Origin of the sequence: Komagataeibacter europaeus LMG 18890 (genome assembly GCF_000285295.1) — a bacterium.
In the GTDB taxonomy this organism is placed as follows: Bacteria; Pseudomonadota; Alphaproteobacteria; order Acetobacterales; family Acetobacteraceae; genus Komagataeibacter; species Komagataeibacter europaeus.
In genome coordinates, this window is sequence record NZ_CADP01000001.1 from 139,459 (window position 1) to 154,214 (window position 14,756).

The window sequence follows — 14,756 nt, forward strand, 5'->3', positions numbered from 1 at the left end:
CTTACATACCGGACAATCCGCTGATTAGCGGGTTGCCTTCTTCTTGCCCGCAATAGCCACGGCCTTACCCTTGCGGGTACGGGCGTTGGTATGAGTCCGCTGACCATGGACAGGCAGCCCACGCCGGTGACGCAGACCACGGTAGCAGCCAAGGTCCATCAGGCGCTTGATGTTCATCGCCACTTCGCGGCGCAGATCACCTTCCACGCGATACTTGCTGTCGATCAGTTCACGGATCTTGCCGATCTCGTCATCAGACAGTTCGTTCACGCGCCGCTCAGCCGGGATTTCCAGCTGGTCGCAGATCGCCTGGGCCTTGGTGGCCCCGATACCATAGATATAACGCAGGCCAATGGTGACCCGTTTGTTGGTTGGGATGTTCACGCCGGCAATACGTGCCACGCCACTTACTCCTCGTCCGCCCTGATACAGGGCACTAACTATCAGGCAGGGCTGCTTCACACCACCTGCCCTATTGGCAGGAGCGCCGTGAACATACCGGTTTCGAGCCGGCCAACCCCATCATCATTCATTCTGGCCATACGAGCCGCACCATCAGCGGGCGACTCATGTGACGCTCATACCTTGAGGGCGCGCAATATACTGCTGCCCCCATGCGAGTCAATTATTTTGCATCACTTCTTCGTGATACGATCGATAACAGCGAAGACTTCCTTGGTCACTGTATCGATATCCGCCATCCCGTCGACACGGTACAGACGCTTCTCTTCCTCATAATAAGGCAGGATCGGCGCCGTCTGTTCGCGGTAGGCCTTCAGGCGCGCGGCCACGGTGTCCCGCCGGTCATCTTCCCGGCGAATGAACTCATGCCCGCCACAGACATCACACGTGCCTGCGACCTTCGGTTTCTTGAACAGGTCATTATAGCCCGCGCCGCACTTGGCGCAGGTGTAACGACCCGCAATGCGGTCAGCCAGTGCGTTCTCGTCCACATCCAGCAGCAGCACCGCATCAATATGCTGGCCACTGCGTGTCAGCATCTGGTCCAATGCTTCTGCCTGCGCCCGGGTGCGCGGGAAGCCATCCAGGATGAACCCCTTCGCGCAATCAGGCTGCCGGATGCGCTTTTCGATCATGGCGATGATCAGGTCATCAGGCACAAGCTGGCCTTCCGCCATGATGGTCTTGACCTTCTGCCCCAGCGGGCTTCCGGCCGCGACTTCCGCACGCAGCATGTCACCCGTTGAAATCTGGGCGATACCATACCGTTCTTCCAGCCGCTTTGACTGGGTGCCCTTACCGGCACCCGGCGGGCCAAGAAAAATAATATTCACCGCATTCTGCCCTTTCTGCCCCGTCCCCGGCGCATAAGTCCCTGATACTGATGCGCGACCAGATGCGACTGCACCTGCGTCACCGTATCAATCGTCACCGTCACGATAATGATCAGACTCGTGCCGCCGAAATAGAAAGGCACGTTGTAATGGCTGATCAGGATCTGCGGCAACAGGCAGACCGCGACAAGATACAGCGCCCCGATGGTCGTGATGCGCGTCAGGATCCGGTCAAAGAACGCAGCCGTATTCGCTCCCGGCCGGATGCCTGGCACAAAGCCCCCCTGCTTGCGCAGGTTTTCCGCCGTTTCCTGCGGGTTAAAGGTAACCGCCGCATAGAAATAGGAGAAAAAGACGATCATCGCCGCATAGAACAGCATGTAGAGCGGCTGCCCCTGTCCCAGTTCCTGCCCCAGAAAGGACAGCCAGCCGGGCATGGAACTGTTGTTGACGAACCCCGCAATCGTGACCGGAATCAGCAGCACGGACGATGCAAAGATGGGCGGAATCGAGCCCGCCGTGTTTACCTTCAGCGGCATGTGGGTCGAATCGCCACCGAACATGCGCTGGCCGACCTGACGCTTGGGGTACTGGATGACCACCCGGCGCTGCGCCAGTTCCATGAACACGATGAAGGCGATCGTAACAGCCGCCAGCACCAGGAACACCAGCACGAAGAACGGGGACAGCGCGCCCGTATAGCCAAGCTGGAACAGGCTGGCCAGGGCATTGGGCAGGTTCGCCACGATACCCGCAAAGATGATCAGCGAGATACCGTTGCCGACCCCCCGCGACGTAATCTGTTCACCCAGCCACATCAGGAACATGGTGCCACCCACAAGGGTCAGCACACAGGACACGATGAAGAAGAGCCCGGGGGAGACAACGGCAGACCAGGCTTCCGTATGCATGTTCTCAAGCCCTATGGCGATGCCGTAGGCCTGGAACAGCGCAATCACGACCGTCAGGTAGCGCGTATATTCATTCAGCTTGCGCCGTCCGCCCTCCCCTTCCTTCTTGAGTGCTTCAAGCGAGGGAATTGCCGCCGACATGAGCTGTACGATGATCGAGGCACTGATATAGGGCATGATGTTCAGTGCAAACACGGTCATGCGCCCCAGCGCACCACCGGTAAACATGTCGAACATACCCAGAATACCGCCCTGATGCCGGGCCAGAAGCTGCCCCATCACCGTCGCATCGACGCCAGGGACGGGGATATAGGTGCCAATCCGATATACGATCAGCGCACCCAGCGTGAACCAGATACGCTTTTTCAGTTCCGTTGCATTGGCAAAGGAACTGAAATTCAGATTGGCAGCCAACTGTTCGGCCGCGGAGGCCATGCGCCCATCCTTTCACAAGAACAGCGCCACCGCTGGAGGCGGGACGCTGTCATGATAAAAAAAACCGCAAAAAGTAATAAAGCGATGCGCCCGCCGAGTGCAAGCAGCATCGCTTTTATTATGCTCCGGGTACAGAACGTGCCTGTGCCCGGGATCGGTCATTCCGCGGCAGGAGCCTGCTGCTTCTGCGCCTTGACCTGCACCTTGCCGCCTGCCTTTTCAACAGCGGCAACGGCACCGGCCGAAGCACCCGACACTTCAATGGTCACGGCATGGTTCAGTTCGCCATCCGCCAGCAGGCGGATGCCGGCGAAGCGGCCGGAACCGACCAGACCAGCCTTGGCCAGGGTCTCTTCCGTCACGACAGCCTTGGCATCGACCTTGCCTGCCGCAATCGCCTTGTCCAGCACGCCCAGATTCACGATCGCATATTCCTTGCGGAAGATGTTCTTGAATCCACGCTTGGGCAGACGACGGTAGATCGGCAGCTGACCGCCTTCAAAACCGTTCAGGGAAACACCGGAACGCGCCTTCTGACCCTTCACACCCTTGCCCGACGTCTTGCCCTTGCCAGAGCCGATGCCGCGACCAAGACGCTTCTTGGTATAACGCGCGCCTTCGTTGTCACGAAGTTCGTTCAGGTTCATCTCAATCCTCCACCTTGATCAGGTGGGACACATTGCGGATCATACCGCGAACCGAAGGGGTATCCTCCAGTTCACGCGTACGACCAATCTTGTTCAGGCCCAGACCAATCAGTGTCGCCTGCTGGCCCGGCTTCTGTCCGTTCCCGGAATGCACCTGGGTGACGCGCACTTTTGCCTTGGTATCAGACATCAGCCGTGGCCTCCGTCGTTGCCGCAGCCTCGCGACGTCCCAGGATGTCCGAAACCTTCTTGCCACGGCGGTTGGCAACCGAACGCGGGCTGGCGCAACGCTCCAGCGCGGCGAATGTCGCCTTCACCATGTTATGCGGGTTCCGGGTCCCGAGGGACTTCGCCACCACGTCATTGATGCCCAGGCTTTCGAACACCGCGCGCATCGGACCACCGGCAATGATACCCGTGCCCGCATCAGCGGAACGCAGGACAACCTTGCCCGCACCGAAGTGACCGGCCACATCGTGATGCAGCGTGCGGCCTTCCTTCATCGGAACGCGGATCATCGTCCGCTTGGCGCGATCGGTCGCCTTGCGGATTGCTTCGGGAACTTCACGGGCCTTGCCCGCACCGAACCCGACGCGACCCTTCTGGTCACCAACCACAACCAGCGCGGCGAATGCAAAGCGGCGACCGCCCTTTACAACCTTCGCAACGCGGTTGATCGTGACCAGCTTGTCGACCAGATCATCGCCTTCGCGATCACGGTCGCGACCACCCCGGCCGCCTTCTCTCGGTTCACGTGCCATTATGCGTGACCCTTTCGTCAGAACGAGAGACCGCCCTCACGGGCAGCCTCCGCCAGGGCCTTGATACGCCCATGATAGAGATACGCGCCGCGGTCGAAAACGACCTTCGACACACCTGCAGCCACTGCGCGCTCTGCCAGAAGCTTGCCAACCGCACCCGCCGCCTTGACGTCCGTACCACCCTTGAGGGCGGTACGCAGGTCCTTGTCCAGGCTCGATGCCGCGGCCAGGGTCCGGCCAGCAGCATCGTCGATCACCTGCGCGTAGATGTTCTTGCCCGAACGGAACACCGACAGACGCGGACGGCCACCGCTCTTGCGGCGAAGCTGGAAACGCAGGCGCTGACGCCGCCGTTCCCGCAGATCCTTCTGCGTGCTCATTATTTCTTCTTACCTTCCTTGCGACGGATGGTTTCCGTTTCGTAACGGACACCCTTGCCCTTGTAGGGCTCGGGCTTGCGGAAGCTGCGGATGTCAAGTGCGACCTGACCAACCCGCTGCTTGTCAATGCCTTCGACCGTGACCGCCGTGGGGCGGGGCGTCGTGATCTTGATCCCTGCCGGAATCGCATAGACGATGTCATGCGAATAACCGAGATTCATGACCAGATTCTTACCCTGCACCGCGGCACGATAACCTGTCCCGGAGATTTCCAGCGTCTTGGAAAACCCTTCGGACACGCCCTTGACCATGCCCGCGATCAGGGAACGGGTAGTTCCCCACATCATGCGGGCCTGTGCCTGGGTATCGACCGGCTTGACGGCAACCTTGCCATCCGCGACATCAACCGAAACGTGGCTGGACAGCGGCAGCTTGAGTTCACCCAGCTTGCCTTTTGCCGTCAGCACACCGTCAGCAATGGAAACCTGAACGCCCGACGGTAATTCGACGGGATATTTGCCCACTCGCGACATTTATCCCTCCTCAGAATACACGACAGAGGACTTCACCGCCAACATTGGCAGCGCGGGCCTCCGCGTCGGACAGAACACCGCGCGGCGTCGACAGGATCGACACGCCCAGCCCGGCATACACGCGCGGCAGTTCCTTGATCTTGGAATAGACGCGGCGTCCCGGCTTGGACACACGGTGGATTTCTTTGATGACCGGCTCACCATCGAGATACTTCAGCTCGATGCGCAGCTGGGCCACACCTTTGCGCAGTTCCTCACGTGAGAAACCACGGATATATCCCTCGCGGCGCAGCGCCTCGAGAACACTGGCGCGCAGCTTGGAAGCTGGCGCCACGCAGGCAGCATGCCGTGCACGCTGCGCATTGCGGATCCGGGTGAGCAGATCACCCAAAGGATCAGAAAGTGACATCGTTCCCTGCCCTTACCAGCTCGATTTGACCATGCCCGGGATCTGACCATTGGAGGCCAGGTCGCGCAGGGCGATACGGCAGAGTTCGAACTTTCTGTAATTGGCGCGAGGACGCCCCGTCAACTTGCAGCGCAGACGCACGCGGACGCGCGAACCATTGCGAGGAAGTTCAGCAAGCTTGAGCGACGCATCGAAGCGATCTTCAACCGGCAGAGACCGGTCCATGATGATGTTCTTCAGTGCAGTCCGCTTAGCCCGGTCCCGGTTTGCCATGCGCTCGCGCTTGACATTCCGGTTAACGGCGGAAATTTTGGCCATGCCTTGTTTTACCCTCCGGAACCTGTCGGGCCAGTCCCAACGGTTTTCCAAACAACGTGTGTATTAGGTCTTCTGGACTTCAGACGGAAGCCCTTTCGCTACATTTTTATGCAGCGAAGGGCAGATCAAACGCCTTGAGCAGAGCCTTTGCTTCCGCATCCGTCTTCGCGGTGGTCACGAAGATGATGTCCATGCCACGGATTTCGTCGACCTTGTCGTATTCGATTTCCGGGAAGACAATCTGTTCCTTCAGGCCCATCGCAAAGTTGCCACGACCGTCGAAACCCTTGTTCGCCGGCAGCCCGCGGAAATCACGCACGCGCGGCAGGGCGATCGTCACGAAACGATCCAGGAACTCGAACATCTGCGCACGACGCAGCGTCACCTTGCACCCGATCGGCAGCCCTTCACGGATCTTGAAACCGGCAATGGCCTTCTTGGCCACGGTCTTGACCGGCTTCTGACCTGCGATCAGGGTCATTTCCTTGACGGCCGCATCCAGCTTCTTCTGATCGCCGGCCGCTTCGCCCACGCCCATGTTCAGGACAATCTTCTCAAGACGCGGAACCTGCATCTCGTTCTTGTACCCGAACTGCTCACGCAGCTTCGCGCGCATCTCATCCTGGTAGCGCTTCTGCATGCGCGGCACAGGACGGGTTTCTTTCACTTCAGACATACCCGCCTCCTCAGCCTTCGATAACTTCGCCGGTCGCCTTGGCGACACGAACCTTGCGACCATCTTCCAGAACGCGGAAGCCGACCTTCGTCGGGTCGCCGCTCTTGGGATCGATCAGCTTCAGGTTGGACAGGTGAACCGGCATTTCCTTCTGGACAATGCCGCCCTGCTCACCCATGCGGGAAGGACGGGTGTGACGCTTTGCAATCGCCACGCCGCGCACGACAGCCTTGTTGGCTGCGGGCAGGACTGTAACAACCTCGCCACGGGTTCCCTTGGAACCACCGGTGGTGACCAGAACCTGATCACCCTTCTTGATACGAGCAGCCATTACAGCACCTCCGGTGCCAGCGAGATGATCTTCATGAACTTGCGCGCACGCAGTTCGCGCACGACCGGGCCAAAGATACGGGTGCCAATCGGCTCCTGCTGCTTGTTGATCAGCACGGCCGCGTTGCGGTCGAAGCGGATGGCGCTGCCATCGGCGCGACGCACGGGGTAAGAGGTGCGGACGATCACCGCCTGGTGCACGTCGCCCTTCTTGACCTTACCGCGGGGGATGGCCTCCTTGACGGACACGACAATCACGTCGCCGACCGAGGCAGTCTTCCGCTTGGAACCGCCCAGCACCTTGATGCACTGCACCTGACGGGCGCCGGAATTGTCGGCCACGTCAAGGTTGGTCTCGGGATGGATCATGGTCTATGCCCTTCTTTACGCCTGCGCACCAGACGTGGCACCGGCGGCAGCCGCGNCGAGCGGCTGGCCATTCCGGACAACGACAGTCCAGGTCTTGCGGCGGGAAATCGGTTTGCATTCCTCAATGCGCACCGTGTCGCCCACCTTGCATTCATTCAAGCCGTCATGCGCCGCATACTTTTTCGAGCGACGAATGAACTTCTTATACAACGGATGGATAACGCGACGATCGACAAGAACCGTTACGGTCTTGTCCATCTTGTCGCTGGTTACCCGTCCGGTCAGGACGCGCCTTGGCATCGCCCGTCTCCCTTCAGGACTTTACTGCCGGCGCGTGGCCAGCGGAACTCTTCTTCACAACCTCGGTTGCGACAGTCTTCACACGCGCGATTTCACGACGAACTTCGCGCATGCGGGACTGCCCCTCGGTCCGACCGGTCGCATGCTGGAACCGAAGATTGAACTGCTCGCGCTTCAGATCGACGAGAAGCGTATCCAGTTCTTCAACAGTCTTGGCACGCAGATCGGCCGGCTTTGTTGCCTTTGCCATCTCACGCCTCTCCGATACGGGTCACGAACTTGGTCTTGATCGGCAGCTTCGCCGCACCCAGAGCCAGCGCTTCACGCGCGACTTCCGGCGGCACGCCTTCGATCTCGAACAGGATACGACCCGGTTTCACACGAGCCACCCAATATTCAGGCGACCCCTTGCCGGACCCCATACGCACTTCTGCAGGCTTTGTCGAGACCGGAAGATCAGGGAAAATCCGAATCCAGACACGACCGGCACGTTTCATGGCGCGGGTAATGGCACGACGGGCAGCTTCGATCTGGCGGGCAGTGATCCGTTCAGGCTGCAGAGCCTTCAGGCCAAAAGCCCCAAAATTCAGGGTCGTGCCACCCTTGGCCAACCCATGAATACGCCCCTTGTGGGCCTTGCGGTACTTTGTCCGCTTGGGAGAAAGCATTTTCTAAATCCTCACGCGCCGCCTGGCGCATTTAGGTCCATTGGGCCCCGCAGATTAGCGCTGCGGGGCCTGTTCGGCGGCGCGACGGTCCTGCGCCAGCGGATCATGGGCAAGAATCTCACCCTTGAAGATCCAGACCTTCACACCACAGGTGCCATAGGTCGTCTTGGCGGTCGCCACACCATAATCAATGTCCGCACGCAGCGTATGCAGCGGCACGCGGCCTTCACGATACCACTCGACACGTGCGATTTCCGCACCGCCCAGACGGCCGGAGCAGTTGATCAGGATCCCCTGCGCACCCAGGCGCATGGCGGACTGCACGGCACGCTTCATGGCGCGACGGAAGGCAACACGACGTTCGAGCTGCTGGGCAATGTTCTCGGCCACCAGGGTCGCATCGATTTCCGGCTTGCGGATTTCGACGATGTTCAGCGCGACATCGGTCTTGGCCATGCGGGCCAGATCCTTGCGCAGCACATCGATGTCCTGGCCCTTCTTGCCGATCACGACGCCCGGACGGGCCGCGTAGATGGTCACGCGCGGCTTCTTGGCCGGGCGTTCGATCACAACGCGGGATACGCCGGCACCGGACAGCTTGCGGCGCAGGTAGGACCGCAGCTTCAGGTCATCATGCAGCAGACGCGCATAATCGGCATCAGCATACCAGCGGCTGTCCCATGTCCGGTTAATACCGAGCCGCAGCCCGATCGGATTAACTTTATGTCCCATGGATCAGGCCGCCTTCTTTTCGGTTTCAGCTTCGGGCTTCTTTTCCGCCACGACGATGGTCAGGTGGCTGAAGAACTTCTCGATGCGGGCCGAACGGCCACGACCACGTGCGTGGAAACGACGCATCACGATCGACTTGCCCACCTCTGCACGGGCAACGACCAGCTGGTCAACGTCCAGCTGATGGTTGTTCTCGGCGTTGGCGATCGCGCTTTCCAGGGTCTTCTTGACCTGCTGGGCGATACGACGCTTGGAGAATGTGAGGGTGGCGATCGCCTGCGCGGCCGGCTTGTTGCGGATCAGGCCCGCAACAAGGTTCAGCTTGCGCGGGCTGATGCGGATGTTCCGCGTCAGCGCCTGCGCCTCGGTTTCCGCGAGCGTGCGCGGATGCTTAGGCTTGCTCATGATCAGCCCCGCTTCGCTTTCTTGTCCGAAGAATGACCCGTGAAGGTACGGGTCGGTGAAAACTCACCGAACTTGTGCCCCACCATGTTCTCGGAAACCTGCACGGGCAGGAATTTGTGCCCGTTATAGACGCCGAACGTCAGTCCGACGAACTGCGGCAGGATGGTGGATCGACGCGACCAGATCTTGATCACTTCGTTACGGCCCGACGCGCGCGATGCATCGGCTTTGTTCAGCAGATACCCGTCCACGAACGGGCCCTTCCAGACGGAACGTGCCATCTTAAATGCCCCTTACTTGCCGGTCTTCCGGCGACGGATGATCAGACTGTCCGTACGCTTGTTGACCCTGGTCTTGTAACCCTTAGTCGGCTTGCCCCATGGCGTAACCGGATGACGACCGCCCGAGGTCCGCCCTTCACCACCACCATGCGGGTGATCAACCGGGTTCATGACGACACCACGGTTATGCGGACGGCGGCCCAGCCAGCGGTTACGGCCGGCCTTTCCCAGATGCTGGTTCATGTTGTCCGGGTTGGACACGGCACCGATGGTGGCCATGCACTCCGCACGGACGACACGCAGTTCACCGGACTGCAGCTTGATCTGGGCATAGCCCACATCCTTGCCGACCAGCTGCGCATAGGTGCCAGCGGAACGGGCGATCTTGCCACCACCACCGGCCTTGAGCTCGATGTTGTGGATGATCGTACCCACCGGAACCGACGACAGGGGCATTGCATTGCCCGGCTTGATATCGGCGCGGGTGCCAGCAACAACCTGATCGCCCACCTTCAGGCGCTGCGGTGCGATGATGTAAGCCAGTTCGCCATCTTCGTATTTGATGAGGGCGATGAAGGCCGTACGGTTCGGATCGTATTCCAGACGTTCCACCGTGCCGACCACGTCGAATTTGCGACGCTTGAAATCGACATAGCGGTAGGACTGCTTGTGTCCGCCACCGATGAAACGCGAGGTGGTGCGACCGTGGTTATTACGGCCGCCGCTCTTGTTCTTCCCCTCGGTCAGGCCCTTGACGGGCTTGCCTTTCCACAGCTCCTTGCGGTCGATCAGAACCGTTCCGCGCAGGCTGGGGGTAACTGGATTAAAGTGCTTCAATGCCATTTCTTGTCACCCCACGTCAGACCAGCTTCGCTGTCAGGTCGATGGACTGACCTTCAGCAAGCTGGACAAACGCCTTCTTCACATCCGAACGCTGGCCGGGACGTCCCTTGAAGCGCTTGGCCTTACCTTTCTGGATGAGCGTATTGACACCCAGAACCTTCACGCCAAACAGCGTCTCGACCGCTACCTTGATTTCCGGCTTCGTCGCATCGATCGCAACCTTGAAACCGACCTGATTCTTCTCGGACAGAGCCGTGGCCTTTTCCGTGATCAGGGGCGCGCGGATGATGTCGTACATCGCTTCGCGCGACATGCGTTCCGCCTTCTTGCGGATTGCCAGGATGTTGGTCATGCCAGACGCTCCTTCAGTCCCTCAACACCTGCGCGGGTGATCGCCAGCACATCGTGATTCAGGATGTCATAGACATTCGCACCGATGGTCGGGAGAATGTCGATCTTCGGAAGGTTGCGCGCGGCACGGCCGAAGTTTTCTTCAACGGCGGCATCCACGATCAGGGCGGATGTCCAGCCCAGAACCTTCAGCTTCTTCGCAAGCTCAGCGGACTTGCCCGAGGCAGTCGCCGCATCAAGCACGACCAGCTTCCCTTCCGCCGCCTTCTGCGACAGCGCGGAGATCAGGCCCAGACGGCGCACCTTCTTGGGCAGATCATAGCCATGGTCGCGCACGACCGGGCCATGAACCACGCCACCGGTACGGTACTGCGGCGAACGCAGCGAACCCTGACGGGCGCTGCCGGTGCCCTTCTGGCGGTACGGCTTCTTGGTCGTGCCGGAGATTTCCCCCATGCCCTTGACCTTGTGCGTACCTGCCCGGCGCTTTGCCAGCTGCCAGTGCACCACACGCGCCATGATATCCGTGCGCGGTGTTGCGGCGAAAATCTCGTCGGGAAGGCTGGCCTTGCCTGCGCTTCCGTTATCGAGGGTTTTGATATCGTAATCCATTGCCCTCTATCCTCAGCCCGCAGCCTCAACCAGGGCCGCCGGATACGGCGCCTCGGCATGACGGGCCTTCTTGATCGCATCACGAACCAGAACCGCCTCATTCTTTCCGCCCGGCACGGAGCCGCGGATCATGATCAGGTTCTTTTCGGCGTCAACAGCCGCAATCTCGAGGTTCAGCGTGGTCACACGCTCGGAACCGAGATGGCCAGCCATCTTCTTGTTCTTGAAAACCTTGCCCGGATCCTGACGGTTACCCGTCGAACCGTGCGAACGGTGACTGATCGAGACACCGTGGGTGGCTTCGAGACCGGCAAAGTTCCAGCGCTTCATCGCGCCGGCAAAACCCTTACCCTTGCTGGTGCCGGTAACGTCCACCTTCTGTCCCACCACAAAGTGGGTAGCGGACAGAGAAGCCCCGACTTCCAGGACGGCATCATCCGCAACGCGGAATTCAGCCAGCTTCTTCTTGGGCTCGACCTTGGCCTTGGCAAAATGGCCGCGGTTCGGCTTCGACACATTTTTGACCTTGGCCTTGCCCGAACCAAGCTGGACGGCGGTGTAGCCATCACGCTCGGTCGTACGGACATCAACCACCTGCAGATCATCAACCTGCAGGACAGTCACCGGCACATGTGTGCCGTCTTCCTTGAACAGCCGGGTCATACCCAGCTTTTTTGCGATCAATCCGGTGCGCATCGTCTGGACCTTAGAGTTTAATCTCGACATCCACGCCAGCGGCGAGGTCGAGTTTCATGAGAGCGTCCACGGTCTGCGGGGTCGGCTCGACAATGTCGAGCAGCCGGCGATGGGTCCGAATTTCGAACTGCTCGCGGCTTTTCTTATCCACGTGGGGGGAGCGGTTCACGGTGAACCGTTCAATATGCGTCGGCAGCGGGATAGGACCCCGAACCCGCGCACCCGTACGCTTCGCCGTGTTGACGATCTCTTTCGTGCTGTTGTCAAGCACCCGATGATCGTACGCCTTCAGGCGAATGCGGATGTTCTGGTTGTCCATCTTTCTGTTTCAGTCCAACTTTACCTGATTCGGGGGAACCCGATCCGCAATGGAAACCCGGCCGGATCGCTCCGACCGGGATTCCACACTTCAGTTACTGTCCAATCACGCCGTGATGGAAGCAACAACACCTGCACCAACGGTGCGGCCACCTTCGCGGATAGCGAAGCGCAGGCCTTCATCCATGGCGATCGGAGCGATCAGCTCCACATCCATGGCGACGTTATCGCCAGGCATGACCATTTCCGTGCCTTCCGGCAGGTGAACGACGCCGGTGACGTCGGTCGTGCGGAAATAGAACTGCGGACGATAGTTGGTGAAGAACGGCGTGTGACGGCCACCCTCTTCCTTCGTCAGGATGTAGGCTTCCGCCTTGAACTTGGTGTGCGGGGTGATGGAACCCGGCTTCGCCAGCACCTGGCCACGCTCAACGTCTTCACGCTTCGTGCCACGCAGCAGCGCGCCGATGTTGTCACCTGCTTCACCGCGATCAAGCAGCTTGCGGAACATTTCAACGCCGGTCACGGTCGTCTTCTGCGTCGGGCGCAGACCAACGATCTCGATTTCGTCGCCAACGTTCACGGCGCCACGCTCGACACGGCCCGTCACCACGGTGCCACGACCGGAGATGGAGAACACGTCCTCGATCGGCATCAGGAACGGACGGTCGATCGGACGTTCCGGCTGCGGGATGTATTCGTCAACGGCGTTCATCAGGTCCATGACGCGGTTTTCACCGACTTCCGGATCGCCATCTTCCAGCGTCACCAGGGCCGAACCCTTGATGATGGGGATATCGTCACCGGGGAACTGGTAAGCGGACAGCAGCTCACGCACTTCCATTTCGACGAGTTCCAGCAGCTCCGGATCGTCAACCTGGTCAACCTTGTTCAGGAACACGACCAGCGCCGGCACGCCAACCTGGCGGGCAAGCAGGATGTGCTCACGGGTCTGCGGCATCGGGCCGTCAGCAGCGGACACAACCAGGATCGCGCCGTCCATCTGCGCGGCACCGGTGATCATGTTCTTCACATAGTCAGCATGGCCGGGGCAGTCGACGTGTGCGTAGTGACGCTTCGCGGTCTCGTACTCGACGTGCGCGGTCGAGATGGTGATGCCACGGGCGCGTTCTTCAGGTGCGGCGTCGATCATGTCGTACGCCTTGAATTCCGCACCACCGGCCTTCGCCAGCGTCTTGGTGATAGCAGCGGTCAGCGAGGTCTTGCCGTGATCGACGTGACCAATCGTGCCGATGTTGCAGTGCGGCTTATTCCGCTCAAATTTAGCCTTTGCCATCGTTTTCTCCGTTAACTCGGCCTCGTGCCGAGAGTCGGGTTGGAAAGTTCCGTTTCGGAAGCCGGGCCGGTCAATAGACCGGCCAGACCGCCTTTACCAGCGGTAATGACTGAATGCCTTGTTGGCTTCGGCCATGCGGTGCGTGTCTTCGCGCTTCTTGACCGCGGCGCCACGATTGTTGACGGCGTCAAGAAGTTCGTTCGACAGACGATCCTGCATGGTGTTCTCGCCCCGCTTGCGCGACGCGTCGATCAGCCAGCGGATTGCCAGCGCCTGACGGCGCTCGGCCCGGACTTCGACCGGAACCTGATAGGTGGCGCCACCAACACGGCGGGAACGCACCTCGACAGCCGGCTTGACGTTGTCCAGCGCGCTGTGGAACATGACCACAGGGTCCGCAGCAGCGCCACCACGGCGACGCAGCACCTCAAGGGCGCCATAGACGATCCCTTCGGCTGTGGACTTCTTGCCGTCGTACATCAGGGCGTTCATGAAACGCGTAATGACGACATCACCAAATTTCGGATCGGGAAGAATCTCGCGCTTTACTGCGCGATGACGGCGACTCATGCCTCGTTATTCCTTTTACTTAGGACGCTTCGCGCCATAGAGCGAGCGACGCTGACGACGCTTGGCGATACCCTGGGTGTCCAGAACGCCGCGCAGGATGTGATAACGCACGCCAGGAAGATCCTTAACGCGACCACCACGGATCAGGACAACACTATGTTCCTGGAGGTTATGCCCCTCACCCGGAATATAGCTCACAACCTCATACCCGTTGGTCAGGCGAACTTTTGCCACCTTACGCAGAGCCGAGTTCGGCTTCTTCGGTGTGGTTGTGTAAACACGAGTACAAACGCCACGCTTCTGCGGACAGCCCTGCAGAGCAGGAACCTTGTTGCGTTTGGCTGCGGGCTCGCGACCTTTCGCGATCAACTGGTTGATGGTCGGCATACGCCTTTCCCGATCCTTACAAAATTCGGCCGGCCAACCCCATATCTGGTTGCCGACTGTCGTTCACAACAAAACCCCAACGAATGACAACCATCCGTTCGGGCATCATATTTACATCCGGCCTGAGCAGCCCGATTCCCGGACTGCGGCACCGCATGTCTGCATGCTGCATTCGACGGCCAACGACGTCTTTCAGACAGGGCTAGCCGAGGGCGCGTTACCTACGGGCAAA

The 14,756-nt window shown here is 59.9% G+C and carries 27 protein-coding genes; all 27 read right to left on the minus strand.

The window, feature by feature from the left end:
- Positions 1 to 24: 24 nt before the first annotated feature.
- Positions 25 to 402: a 30S ribosomal protein S13 gene (gene rpsM / locus GEU01_RS00690; RefSeq protein WP_010506706.1), complete on the minus strand. Its 378-nt coding sequence runs from the start codon at positions 400 to 402 to the stop codon at positions 25 to 27.
- 233 nt (positions 403 to 635) lie between these two features.
- Complete coding sequence (locus GEU01_RS00700; protein WP_010506709.1) at positions 636 to 1,295, minus strand: adenylate kinase; 660 nt, start codon at positions 1,293 to 1,295, stop codon at positions 636 to 638.
- On the minus strand, positions 1,292 to 2,641 hold the full coding sequence (gene secY / locus GEU01_RS00705; protein WP_019084548.1) for a preprotein translocase subunit SecY: 1,350 nt from the start codon (positions 2,639 to 2,641) through the stop codon (positions 1,292 to 1,294). Before secY ends, GEU01_RS00700 begins: the two co-directional genes overlap by 4 nt.
- A 158-nt stretch (positions 2,642 to 2,799) precedes the next feature.
- Entirely contained in the window at positions 2,800 to 3,288 is a 489-nt protein-coding gene (gene rplO / locus GEU01_RS00710; RefSeq protein ID WP_010506712.1) for a 50S ribosomal protein L15, read from the minus strand.
- A gap of 1 nt (position 3,289) precedes the next feature.
- Positions 3,290 to 3,478: a 50S ribosomal protein L30 gene (gene rpmD / locus GEU01_RS00715; RefSeq protein WP_019084549.1), complete on the minus strand. Its 189-nt coding sequence runs from the start codon at positions 3,476 to 3,478 to the stop codon at positions 3,290 to 3,292.
- Entirely contained in the window at positions 3,471 to 4,049 is a 579-nt protein-coding gene (rpsE, locus tag GEU01_RS00720) for a 30S ribosomal protein S5 (RefSeq protein WP_010506715.1), read from the minus strand. The genes rpmD and rpsE overlap by 8 nt, the downstream gene beginning before the upstream one ends.
- Before the next feature lie 17 nt (positions 4,050 to 4,066).
- A complete protein-coding gene (rplR, locus tag GEU01_RS00725) occupies positions 4,067 to 4,429 on the minus strand; it encodes a 50S ribosomal protein L18 (RefSeq protein ID WP_010506716.1) in 363 nt (120 codons plus the stop codon).
- Complete coding sequence (rplF, locus tag GEU01_RS00730; RefSeq protein ID WP_010506717.1) at positions 4,429 to 4,962, minus strand: 50S ribosomal protein L6; 534 nt, start codon at positions 4,960 to 4,962, stop codon at positions 4,429 to 4,431. The genes rplR and rplF overlap by 1 nt, the downstream gene beginning before the upstream one ends.
- A gap of 10 nt (positions 4,963 to 4,972) precedes the next feature.
- Positions 4,973 to 5,371 (minus strand): 30S ribosomal protein S8, encoded by a 399-nt coding sequence (gene rpsH / locus GEU01_RS00735; RefSeq protein ID WP_010506719.1) that lies wholly within the window; start codon positions 5,369 to 5,371, stop codon positions 4,973 to 4,975.
- A gap of 12 nt (positions 5,372 to 5,383) precedes the next feature.
- Positions 5,384 to 5,689 (minus strand): 30S ribosomal protein S14, encoded by a 306-nt coding sequence (gene rpsN, locus GEU01_RS00740; RefSeq protein ID WP_010506721.1) that lies wholly within the window; start codon positions 5,687 to 5,689, stop codon positions 5,384 to 5,386.
- Positions 5,690 to 5,795: 106 nt separating this feature from the next.
- Positions 5,796 to 6,365, minus strand: a complete 570-nt coding sequence (rplE, locus tag GEU01_RS00745) for a 50S ribosomal protein L5 (protein WP_019084550.1) — start codon at positions 6,363 to 6,365, stop codon at positions 5,796 to 5,798.
- Between the two features lie 10 nt (positions 6,366 to 6,375).
- The gene (rplX, locus tag GEU01_RS00750; protein ID WP_010506725.1) at positions 6,376 to 6,696 is read right to left on the minus strand and encodes a 50S ribosomal protein L24; all 321 of its coding nucleotides are present in this window, start codon (positions 6,694 to 6,696) and stop codon (positions 6,376 to 6,378) included.
- Positions 6,696 to 7,064 carry a 50S ribosomal protein L14 gene (rplN, locus tag GEU01_RS00755; protein ID WP_007399629.1) on the minus strand — a complete coding sequence of 123 codons (369 nt, stop codon included), beginning with the start codon at positions 7,062 to 7,064 and terminating at the stop codon, positions 6,696 to 6,698. Before rplN ends, rplX begins: the two co-directional genes overlap by 1 nt.
- Positions 7,065 to 7,079: 15 nt before the next feature.
- A complete protein-coding gene (gene rpsQ / locus GEU01_RS00760) occupies positions 7,080 to 7,364 on the minus strand; it encodes a 30S ribosomal protein S17 (protein WP_019084551.1) in 285 nt (94 codons plus the stop codon).
- Between the two features lie 13 nt (positions 7,365 to 7,377).
- Positions 7,378 to 7,614, minus strand: coding sequence for a 50S ribosomal protein L29 (gene rpmC / locus GEU01_RS00765; protein WP_019084552.1), 237 nt, complete (start codon positions 7,612 to 7,614; stop codon positions 7,378 to 7,380).
- A gap of 1 nt (position 7,615) precedes the next feature.
- Entirely contained in the window at positions 7,616 to 8,032 is a 417-nt protein-coding gene (gene rplP, locus GEU01_RS00770) for a 50S ribosomal protein L16 (protein WP_007399626.1), read from the minus strand.
- A 54-nt stretch (positions 8,033 to 8,086) separates the two neighbouring features.
- The gene (gene rpsC, locus GEU01_RS00775) at positions 8,087 to 8,764 is read right to left on the minus strand and encodes a 30S ribosomal protein S3 (protein ID WP_019084553.1); all 678 of its coding nucleotides are present in this window, start codon (positions 8,762 to 8,764) and stop codon (positions 8,087 to 8,089) included.
- A 3-nt stretch (positions 8,765 to 8,767) separates the two neighbouring features.
- Positions 8,768 to 9,169 carry a 50S ribosomal protein L22 gene (gene rplV, locus GEU01_RS00780; RefSeq protein WP_007399624.1) on the minus strand — a complete coding sequence of 134 codons (402 nt, stop codon included), beginning with the start codon at positions 9,167 to 9,169 and terminating at the stop codon, positions 8,768 to 8,770.
- A 2-nt stretch (positions 9,170 to 9,171) separates the two neighbouring features.
- The gene (rpsS, locus tag GEU01_RS00785; RefSeq protein WP_007399623.1) at positions 9,172 to 9,450 is read right to left on the minus strand and encodes a 30S ribosomal protein S19; all 279 of its coding nucleotides are present in this window, start codon (positions 9,448 to 9,450) and stop codon (positions 9,172 to 9,174) included.
- Positions 9,451 to 9,462: 12 nt separating this feature from the next.
- Positions 9,463 to 10,293 (minus strand): 50S ribosomal protein L2, encoded by an 831-nt coding sequence (gene rplB / locus GEU01_RS00790; RefSeq protein WP_010506731.1) that lies wholly within the window; start codon positions 10,291 to 10,293, stop codon positions 9,463 to 9,465.
- A gap of 16 nt (positions 10,294 to 10,309) precedes the next feature.
- Positions 10,310 to 10,606 (minus strand): 50S ribosomal protein L23, encoded by a 297-nt coding sequence (locus tag GEU01_RS00795; RefSeq protein ID WP_010506732.1) that lies wholly within the window; start codon positions 10,604 to 10,606, stop codon positions 10,310 to 10,312.
- Positions 10,607 to 10,641: 35 nt separating this feature from the next.
- Positions 10,642 to 11,256 carry a 50S ribosomal protein L4 gene (gene rplD, locus GEU01_RS00800; protein ID WP_010506735.1) on the minus strand — a complete coding sequence of 205 codons (615 nt, stop codon included), beginning with the start codon at positions 11,254 to 11,256 and terminating at the stop codon, positions 10,642 to 10,644.
- Between the two features lie 12 nt (positions 11,257 to 11,268).
- Complete coding sequence (rplC, locus tag GEU01_RS00805; RefSeq protein ID WP_010506736.1) at positions 11,269 to 11,952, minus strand: 50S ribosomal protein L3; 684 nt, start codon at positions 11,950 to 11,952, stop codon at positions 11,269 to 11,271.
- A gap of 10 nt (positions 11,953 to 11,962) precedes the next feature.
- Complete coding sequence (gene rpsJ, locus GEU01_RS00810) at positions 11,963 to 12,271, minus strand: 30S ribosomal protein S10 (RefSeq protein ID WP_007282720.1); 309 nt, start codon at positions 12,269 to 12,271, stop codon at positions 11,963 to 11,965.
- Positions 12,272 to 12,376: 105 nt separating this feature from the next.
- Positions 12,377 to 13,567 (minus strand): elongation factor Tu, encoded by a 1,191-nt coding sequence (tuf, locus tag GEU01_RS00815; protein ID WP_010506739.1) that lies wholly within the window; start codon positions 13,565 to 13,567, stop codon positions 12,377 to 12,379.
- Between the two features lie 93 nt (positions 13,568 to 13,660).
- The gene (rpsG, locus tag GEU01_RS00820) at positions 13,661 to 14,137 is read right to left on the minus strand and encodes a 30S ribosomal protein S7 (protein WP_007399617.1); all 477 of its coding nucleotides are present in this window, start codon (positions 14,135 to 14,137) and stop codon (positions 13,661 to 13,663) included.
- 15 nt (positions 14,138 to 14,152) lie between these two features.
- Positions 14,153 to 14,524 (minus strand): 30S ribosomal protein S12, encoded by a 372-nt coding sequence (gene rpsL / locus GEU01_RS24100; protein WP_003621118.1) that lies wholly within the window; start codon positions 14,522 to 14,524, stop codon positions 14,153 to 14,155.
- Positions 14,525 to 14,756: the final 232 nt, after the last annotated feature.